Genomic DNA, 7429 nt, shown 5'->3' with positions numbered 1-7429 from the left:
TGCTCGTAAAGGCTGAATTGATAGGCCAATGAAGCCATGGGTTCACCTGATGGTTGTGCGCTACTCGACACTCAGCGCCAGCGTTGGTGATCGATCAATAGCGCTTCGTGCCGCAGGGCGTCGCTGCCCAGCTCCCTGCGGCCGGTCGCTTATTGATCCTGACCGTCACCCTGTCTGCTCAAGATGCTCCGCCAGATACAGCCAGGTATCGATCACGGTATCCGGGTTCAGCGAGACGCTCTCGATGCCTTCCTTGACCAGCCAGTCGGCGAAGTCGGGATGGTCCGAGGGGCCTTGGCCGCAGATGCCGACGTACTTGCCCTGCTTGCGGCAGGCCTGGATGACCATCGACAGCATCGCCTTGACCGCCGGGTCGCGCTCCTCGAAGTCGGCGGCGACCAGGCTCGAGTCGCGGTCGAGGCCGAGGGTGAGCTGGGTCATGTCGTTGGAGCCGATCGAGAAGCCGTCGAAGTACTCGAGGAATTGCTCGGCGAGCACGGCATTGGACGGGATCTCGCACATCATGATCAGCTTGAGCCCATTCTCGCCGCGCTTGAGCCCTTGCTCGGCGAGTGCCTCGCTGACCGCCTTGGCCTGATTCAGCGTGCGCACGAACGGGATCATGATCTGCAGGTTGGTCAGGCCCATCGTGTTGCGCACGACCTTCAACGCCTCGCATTCCATCTCGAAGCAGGCCTTGAAGCTGTCCGAGACATAGCGTCCGGCGCCGCGGAAGCCGATCATCGGGTTCTCTTCCTCGGGCTCGTAGCGCGGGCCGGCGATCAGGTTGGCGTACTCGTTGGACTTGAAGTCCGACATCCGGATGATGACCGGATTCGGCGCGAAGGTGGCCGCCAGCGTGGCGATGCCCTCGGCCAGGCGCATCACGAAGAACTCGCGCGGGCTCGGATAGGCGCTGATGCGCGGGGCGATCTCGGCCTTGAGGTCGTCGGGGAGCTGGTCGTACTCCAGCAGCGCCTTCGGATGGATACCGATGCTGTTGTTGATGATGAACTCGAGCCGGGCCAGCCCAACGCCGGCGTTCGGCAGCGAGGCGAAGCCGAAGGCGCGCTCCGGGTTGCCGACGTTCATCATCACCTTGACCGGCACCTCGGGCATCTTCTCCAGCTCGACCACCTTGTGCTCGAACTCAAGCTCGCCGTCGTAGATATAACCGGTATCGCCCTCGGCGCAGGAGACCGTCACCGCCTGACCATCGGCGATCTTGTCGGTCGCATCGTTGCAGCCGACCACCGCCGGCACGCCCAATTCGCGGGCAATGATCGCGGCGTGGCAGGTGCGCCCGCCACGGTTGGTGACGATGGCGGCGGCGCGCTTCATCACCGGCTCCCAGTCCGGGTCGGTCATGTCGGTGATCAGCACGTCGCCGGCCCGCACCTGATCCATGTCGCGGATGGAGCCGACCACCCGCGCCTTGCCGGCACCGATGCGCCCGCCGATGCTGCGCCCGGTGGCCAGGATCTCGCCACCGGTCTCCTTCAGGCGATAGCGCTCGACCACCTGACCACTGCGGCTCTGCACCGTCTCCGGTCGCGCCTGGACGATGTAGAGCTGGCCGTCGATGCCGTCCTTGGCCCATTCGATGTCCATCGGGCGCTGGTAATGCTGCTCGATCAGCACCGCCTGCTTGGCCAGCGCCTCGACCTCGGCGTCGTCGATCGAGAATTGCCCGCGCAGCTCGGTTGGCGTCTGTTCGGTGCGCACCGGTTCGCGGCTGCCCGGCTCGGCGAAGACCATGCGCATGGCCTTGTCGCCGACGCTGCGGCGCAGGATGGCCGACCGGCCAGCGGCGAGCGTCGGCTTGTGGACATAGAACTCGTCCGGATTGACCGCGCCCTGCACCACCATCTCGCCGAGACCGACGCTGGCGGTGATGAACACCGCATCGTTGTAGCCGGATTCGGTATCCAGCGTGAACATCACGCCGCTGGCGGCCAGATCGCTGCGCACCATGCGCTGGATGCCGGCCGAGAGCGCGACCTCAGCATGGGTGAAGCCCTTGTGGACCCGGTAGGAGATGGCGCGATCGTTGTAGAGCGAGGCGAAGACCTCCTTGATCGCGTGCTTGACGTTGTCGAGGCCGTGGATGTTGAGGAAGGTCTCCTGCTGGCCGGCAAAGGAGGCATCGGGCAGATCCTCGGCGGTGGCCGAGGAGCGCACCGCCCAGGTGGTGTCGGCGGCGCTGCCGGTCTTGTCGGCGAGTTCGGCATAGGCCGCCTCGATGGCCTGGTCCAGCTCGGGCTGGAACGGCTGCTCGATGATCCAGCCGCGGATGCGCGGACCGGCGGCGCTGAGCGCGGCGATGTCGTCGACATCGAGTGCCTCCAGCTCGGCGGCGATGCGCCCGGCCAGATCGTCGACGGCGAGGAAGTCGCGGTAGGCCTGCGCGGTGGTGGCGAAACCGCCCGGAACCCGGACCCCTAGCTGGGTCAGATGTTGAATCATCTCGCCGAGCGAGGCGTTCTTGCCACCGACGACGGGGACGTCGTCCATACCCAACTCACTCAGCCAACGCACATAATCGGTCATTGCTCTCGGTGCCTCCGAATTGCCAAAACGCTACACTATAGACGATTGGCGAGCCGTGGATTGTGCGGTGCATCAATTGGGTTGGGCCGCAGGCGCTGGCGCTACTCGGGCGTCACGCTGGTCAGGCCGGCGCTGAGCCAGTCCTGCATGCCGCCTCGGTACCACTTGAGTTTGTCGACCGGATAGCCGTGGCCGACCAGTGTCTTGATGTTGGCGGTCGATTGCGCGCACCAGATGCCATTGCAGAAGAGCACGAGGGTCTTGGCGTCAGCGAACCGCCACTGACCGGTGGCCGGGTCCTGGCTGGCGCCAAATCGCTCGGTCATGATCCGGGTCAGGCTGTCGGCCTCGCCGGCCTGTTCCAAGTTTCCGCCGAAATCGGTGTTCAGCCGGTTCCAGGGGATGTTGACCGAGCCCGGGATGGTGCCGCGCATCACCCAATCGGGCGTGCGCGAGTCGACCACGAGGATCGAGTCATCGCCCTGATGGATGCGGCTCAGGTAGTCCAGCACCTCGAGTTCGCCGATCGTGGCGACGCCGGGAACCGCCTGCATCGGCTGCACGCAGAAGGGCGGACAGCCGCGGTCGGTCTTCTGGAACGGCTCCGGCAGGGTGGCGTCGCGATCCGCGCCGCGCGTGATCGTCAGGGTTTCGCCATTGTGGGTGACCTCGACGCTGTCGAGCGTCGGTGCGATCTTGTTGTCGGCGGCGAACGCCAAAGGGCCGATGAGCAGCAGCGTGACGAGGGTGAGGAGATGACGGATGATCACGGCGGAGACTCCTTGAGAAGAGTTTGGAGGATTGGCCAAGAACTCGATTTAACAAGACATTATGGGGGATCGAGTCGATGAGTCGCGACAAGATCGCTGATTGCTAACATTCTAATGTTCTATTCTTTCTTGACATCGATGGTTGGGTATTTGCAGGATGCTCGACTGTCCAGGATGCGCCATCCTGGCAATGACTAACAATAACCCATGCTGTTGTCACACGAGGTTTCAATGCTAAGACCGTTACTGCCGAAGCTGTTCCAGTCGCTCAGCGACGCGCTAGGAGGAAACACTGCGAATCGATCCCAACGATCACTGCGACCGAGCGGGCGGGCGCGACGCCTTGGGCGGGATGCATTGATCCTGCTGCTGGTGGCGCTGATCCCGCTCACGGTGTGGGCGACGACGCGCGAAGAGGCCGAGTCCGCCATCGCCGAGGCCAAGCAGACGCGCGAGGAGGCCATCGCCGCTGGCGTCACCGGCAGCCCCACCGACGAGATGATCGAACAGGCCGAGGCGGTATTGCCCTCGCGTCAGTACACACGCGCGCTCCAGTATGCCGAATGGGCGCGCCGCCAGGATGCGCTGGCGATGGAGTTGCTCGCCAAGCAAGAGGCGCGCAAGGCCGAGGGCGAGGCCGCGAAAGCCGCTGTTGGCTCCTATCAAGAACCGCTGGATGTGCTGAAAGGCCTGATCGCTCGCACCGAATCTGGTTATCTGACGCAGAGCGACCAGAATCTGATGATGATGGCCGACAGCCCGGCGCAGTGGACCGCGATGGATGGCGAGGCCCTGTTCGAGGAGGCCCGGGGGCCGAACAACGTCTCGCTGGAGGAATGCGATTTCGGCAAGGGTCCGGGCGTGCTGGAGGGGGCCTATGCCGAGCTGCCGCGTTACTTCGAGGATACCGGCAAGGTCATGGATCTCGAGACGCGCCTGGTGCACTGCATGGTGACGCTGCAAGGCTTCAGTCCGGATGATCCCGAGGTGAAAGAGCGCCATGGCAGCGACTCCGATCACATGAAGTTGCAGACCTATATCGCCAGCCAATCGAGTGGCTACGCCTGGAACCCACCGATGGAGCATCCGCTGGAGAAGGCCATGCGCGATGCCGGCAAGGTCATGTTCTACCGGAAAGCTGGCAAGGCCGATTTTGCCTGCAGTACCTGCCACTCCGAGACCAGTAAGCGCATCCGCGCCTCGGTGCTGCCGAATAAAAATGTCCCGGAGGAGTGGACCAAGGCGATCTCCTGGCCGGCATTTCGCGTCGGTCAAGACCATGTCCGCAGTAGCCAACACCGCCTGCGCGGTTGCTATTGGCAGATGCGGCAAGCATCACCGATCCCTGGCTCCGATGCAAGCATCGCGATGCTCAGCTACTGGACCGACGCCGCCCGCGGCCAGCCGGCGATCCTGTCCGATATGAAGCGCTGATCATCGTCGCCTGAAGGCGATTGAGAGGAGATTTAACACGATGTCAAAAGAGAGTATTCCGGCGATCCTGCTTGGCAGCCTTGTCGCCCTATCGCTTCCCGTCCTGTCGGCCGTTGCCGACGAGGTCGATTACACCAAGATGACGCCCGAGGAACTCGCCGAGCACCTCATCTTCGAGACCGAGAGCTTCAGGCTGGATCAAGAGGTCCAGGAAGGCGGCACGGCGCGCCAACGCATGGTGCAGGATAAATTACAAAAGATCTGCTCGATCGTCGGCGGTGGCAAGCCGGACATGGAGACGCTGCTCGAGGTCAGCAAGCAAGCGCGCGAGACCATCGTCTATCCAGAGGACGGCATCGAACTCGGCGACTGGAAGCGGGGCCAGGAGCTGGCGTGGTCCGGTTATGGCTACCGAATCGGCCATAAGGTGGATGATCACGAGAACAACGAGGTCGGCGGTAACTGCTACAACTGCCACCAGATCGGTACCGATCGCACCGGCGGCTCGCTCGGTCCCAGTCTTGTCGGTTTTGGCAAGGTTCGCGGCAACAGCGAGGCGATCAGGAAATACACTTATGACGTGATTTACAACGCGCACTCGGCCTTCCCCTGCACCAATATGCCGAGATTCGGCTCTAGCGGCTACCTCGATCAGCAGTCGATCGCCGATATCATGGCCTATCTGCTCGATCCGGAGTCGCCGGTCAATCAGTGACCTCTCGTGTGCCCCCCGAGTGTGGGGGCATGACGGCTGCTGGGAGTTCTCGCTGGTCAATGCCCAACGCCTGATGAGTCGTATTCTGCAACTGTAGCGCCTGTCTTTGCGCTGGCCAGTCGGGCGCGCGGCGATGCCAAACCGATGGTCATCGACGGCAACGCGCGTGCACATGGCCGCTCGACCCGATCGCCGGACAACCCTGACCCAGGAGCCCAGATTCCACCGGATGTTCGTGTCCGCGCGTCAGGGCGAATGGCTATACTAGCGTCCGCTTGCAGCCGCGCTGAGCGTCAGCCTGCGTAGGGCGCGGCGGAACGATCAGCAGACTATCGGGAGGAGGGGAGCACTCAATGACTATTTCTCGCCGCGAATTCGTTCGTCTCTTGGGCCTGGCCGGTGCCGCCGGGCTGTTGCCGCGCTCGGTGTTCGCCGAGGCCAAGCAGCCGGGCGATCTCTACGAGGTGCCCAAGTTCGGCAATCTGACCCTGTTGCACATGACCGACTGTCACGCGCAGCTCAACCCGGTCTACTTCCGCGAGCCGAACGTCAACCTCGGCATGGGTCCGGCCTTCGGCAAGGCGCCGCATCTCGTCGGCGAGGCGCTCCTGAAACAGTTCGGCATCGAGCCGGGCTCGATCCAGGCGCACGCCTTTACCTATCTCGATTTCGCCGACGCGGCCGAGACCTACGGCACCATCGGCGGCTTCGCGCATCTGAAGACGTTGGTCGATCGCCTGCGCGCCGAGCGCGGCGATGGCAATACCCTGCTGATGGACGGCGGCGACACCTGGCAGGGCTCGGGCAGCGCCTACTGGACCCGCGGCATGGACATGGTCGGCGCGAGCAATCGCCTCGGCGTCGAGGTGATGACCGGGCACTGGGAGTTCACCTATCTCGACGAGGAGGTGATCAAGAATATCGAGGCCTTCCATGGCGACTTCGTGGCGCAGAACGTGGCGGTGCGCGAGGAGGCGCTGTTCGATTATCGCTTCGAGGACTTTGCCGGCTTCCAAGAGGATGCCGGTCTCGCCTTCAAGCCCTCTGTGATCAAGGAGGTCGGTGGCGCGCGCGTCGCGGTGATCGGTCAGGCCTTCCCTTACACGCCGATCGCCAATCCGTCGCGCTTCATCCCGGACTGGACCTTCGGGATCCAGGATCAGCGCATGCAGGCGGTCGTCGACCAGATCCGCGACGAAGAAAAGCCCGATGTGGTCGTGGTGCTCTCGCACAACGGCATGGACGTGGACCTGAAGATGGCCTCGCGGGTGACCGGCATCGACGCGATCTTCGGCGGCCATACCCACGACGGCATGCCCGCGCCGTCGATCGTCGACAATGCCAAGGGCAAGACCCTGGTGACCAATGCCGGCTCGAACGGCAAGTTCCTCGGCGTGATGGATCTCGACGTCAAGAACGGCAAGCTGCGTGATTATCGCTATCGGTTGCTGCCGGTGTTCTCGAACCTGCTCAAGCCCAATGCCGAGATGGCCGCCTACATCGAGGAGGTGCGCGCGCCCTATCTGGACGAGCTGAACGAGGAATTGGCCACGGCCGAGGAGATGCTCTATCGCCGGGGCAACTTCAACGGCACCTTCGACCAGGTGATCTGCGACGCGCTGCGCAGGGTCAACGATGCCCAGATCAGCCTCTCGCCGGGCTTCCGTTGGGGCACCACCGTGCTGCCCGGGCAGAAGATCACCATGGAACATGTGATGGATCAGACCTGTATCACCTATCCGGAGACCTATCGCCGCGAGATGTCGGGCGCCGATCTCAAGGCGATCCTGGAGGACGTCTGCGACAACCTGTTCAATGTCGATCCCTATGTGCAGCAGGGCGGCGACATGGTGCGTGTCGGTGGCCTCGATTACGTCTGCGATCCAGCGGCCGGGATGGGTGAGCGCATCACCGAGATGCGGCTCGATGACGGCACCAAGATCGAGGCCGACAAGACCTA

General features: G+C 63.4%; 5 protein-coding genes. 3 read left to right on the top strand and 2 right to left on the bottom strand.

Annotated elements, in window-relative coordinates; all coding sequences use genetic code 11:
• Window positions 1-165: 165 nt before the first annotated feature.
• Both ppsA and ACLFQI_RS09970 read right to left on the bottom strand, forming a co-directional pair.
• Window positions 166-2550, bottom strand: a complete 2385-nt coding sequence (gene ppsA, locus ACLFQI_RS09975) for a phosphoenolpyruvate synthase (RefSeq protein WP_410758971.1) — start codon at window positions 2548-2550, stop codon at window positions 166-168.
• Between the two features lie 101 nt (window positions 2551-2651).
• A complete protein-coding gene (locus ACLFQI_RS09970; RefSeq protein WP_410758969.1) occupies window positions 2652-3320 on the bottom strand; it encodes a rhodanese-like domain-containing protein in 669 nt (222 codons plus the stop codon).
• A 591-nt stretch (window positions 3321-3911) separates the two neighbouring features.
• Between ACLFQI_RS09970 and soxA the strand changes: the two genes are divergently transcribed.
• The 3 genes from soxA to soxB form a co-directional block, all read left to right on the top strand.
• Window positions 3912-4754, top strand: a complete 843-nt coding sequence (gene soxA, locus ACLFQI_RS09965) for a sulfur oxidation c-type cytochrome SoxA (protein WP_410758972.1) — start codon at window positions 3912-3914, stop codon at window positions 4752-4754.
• 40 nt (window positions 4755-4794) lie between these two features.
• The gene (gene soxX / locus ACLFQI_RS09960) at window positions 4795-5469 is read left to right on the top strand and encodes a sulfur oxidation c-type cytochrome SoxX (RefSeq protein ID WP_410758967.1); all 675 of its coding nucleotides are present in this window, start codon (window positions 4795-4797) and stop codon (window positions 5467-5469) included.
• A gap of 353 nt (window positions 5470-5822) precedes the next feature.
• A partial coding sequence (gene soxB / locus ACLFQI_RS09955) for a thiosulfohydrolase SoxB (protein ID WP_410758965.1) occupies window positions 5823-7429 on the top strand: 1607 nt, incomplete at its 3' end.

It is taken from the genome of Halochromatium sp., assembly GCF_046541315.1.
In the GTDB taxonomy this organism is placed as follows: domain Bacteria; phylum Pseudomonadota; class Gammaproteobacteria; order Chromatiales; family Chromatiaceae; genus Lamprobacter.
Note: the sequence above shows the minus strand (reverse complement) of the source record. Positions and strands in the feature narration are given on the sequence as shown.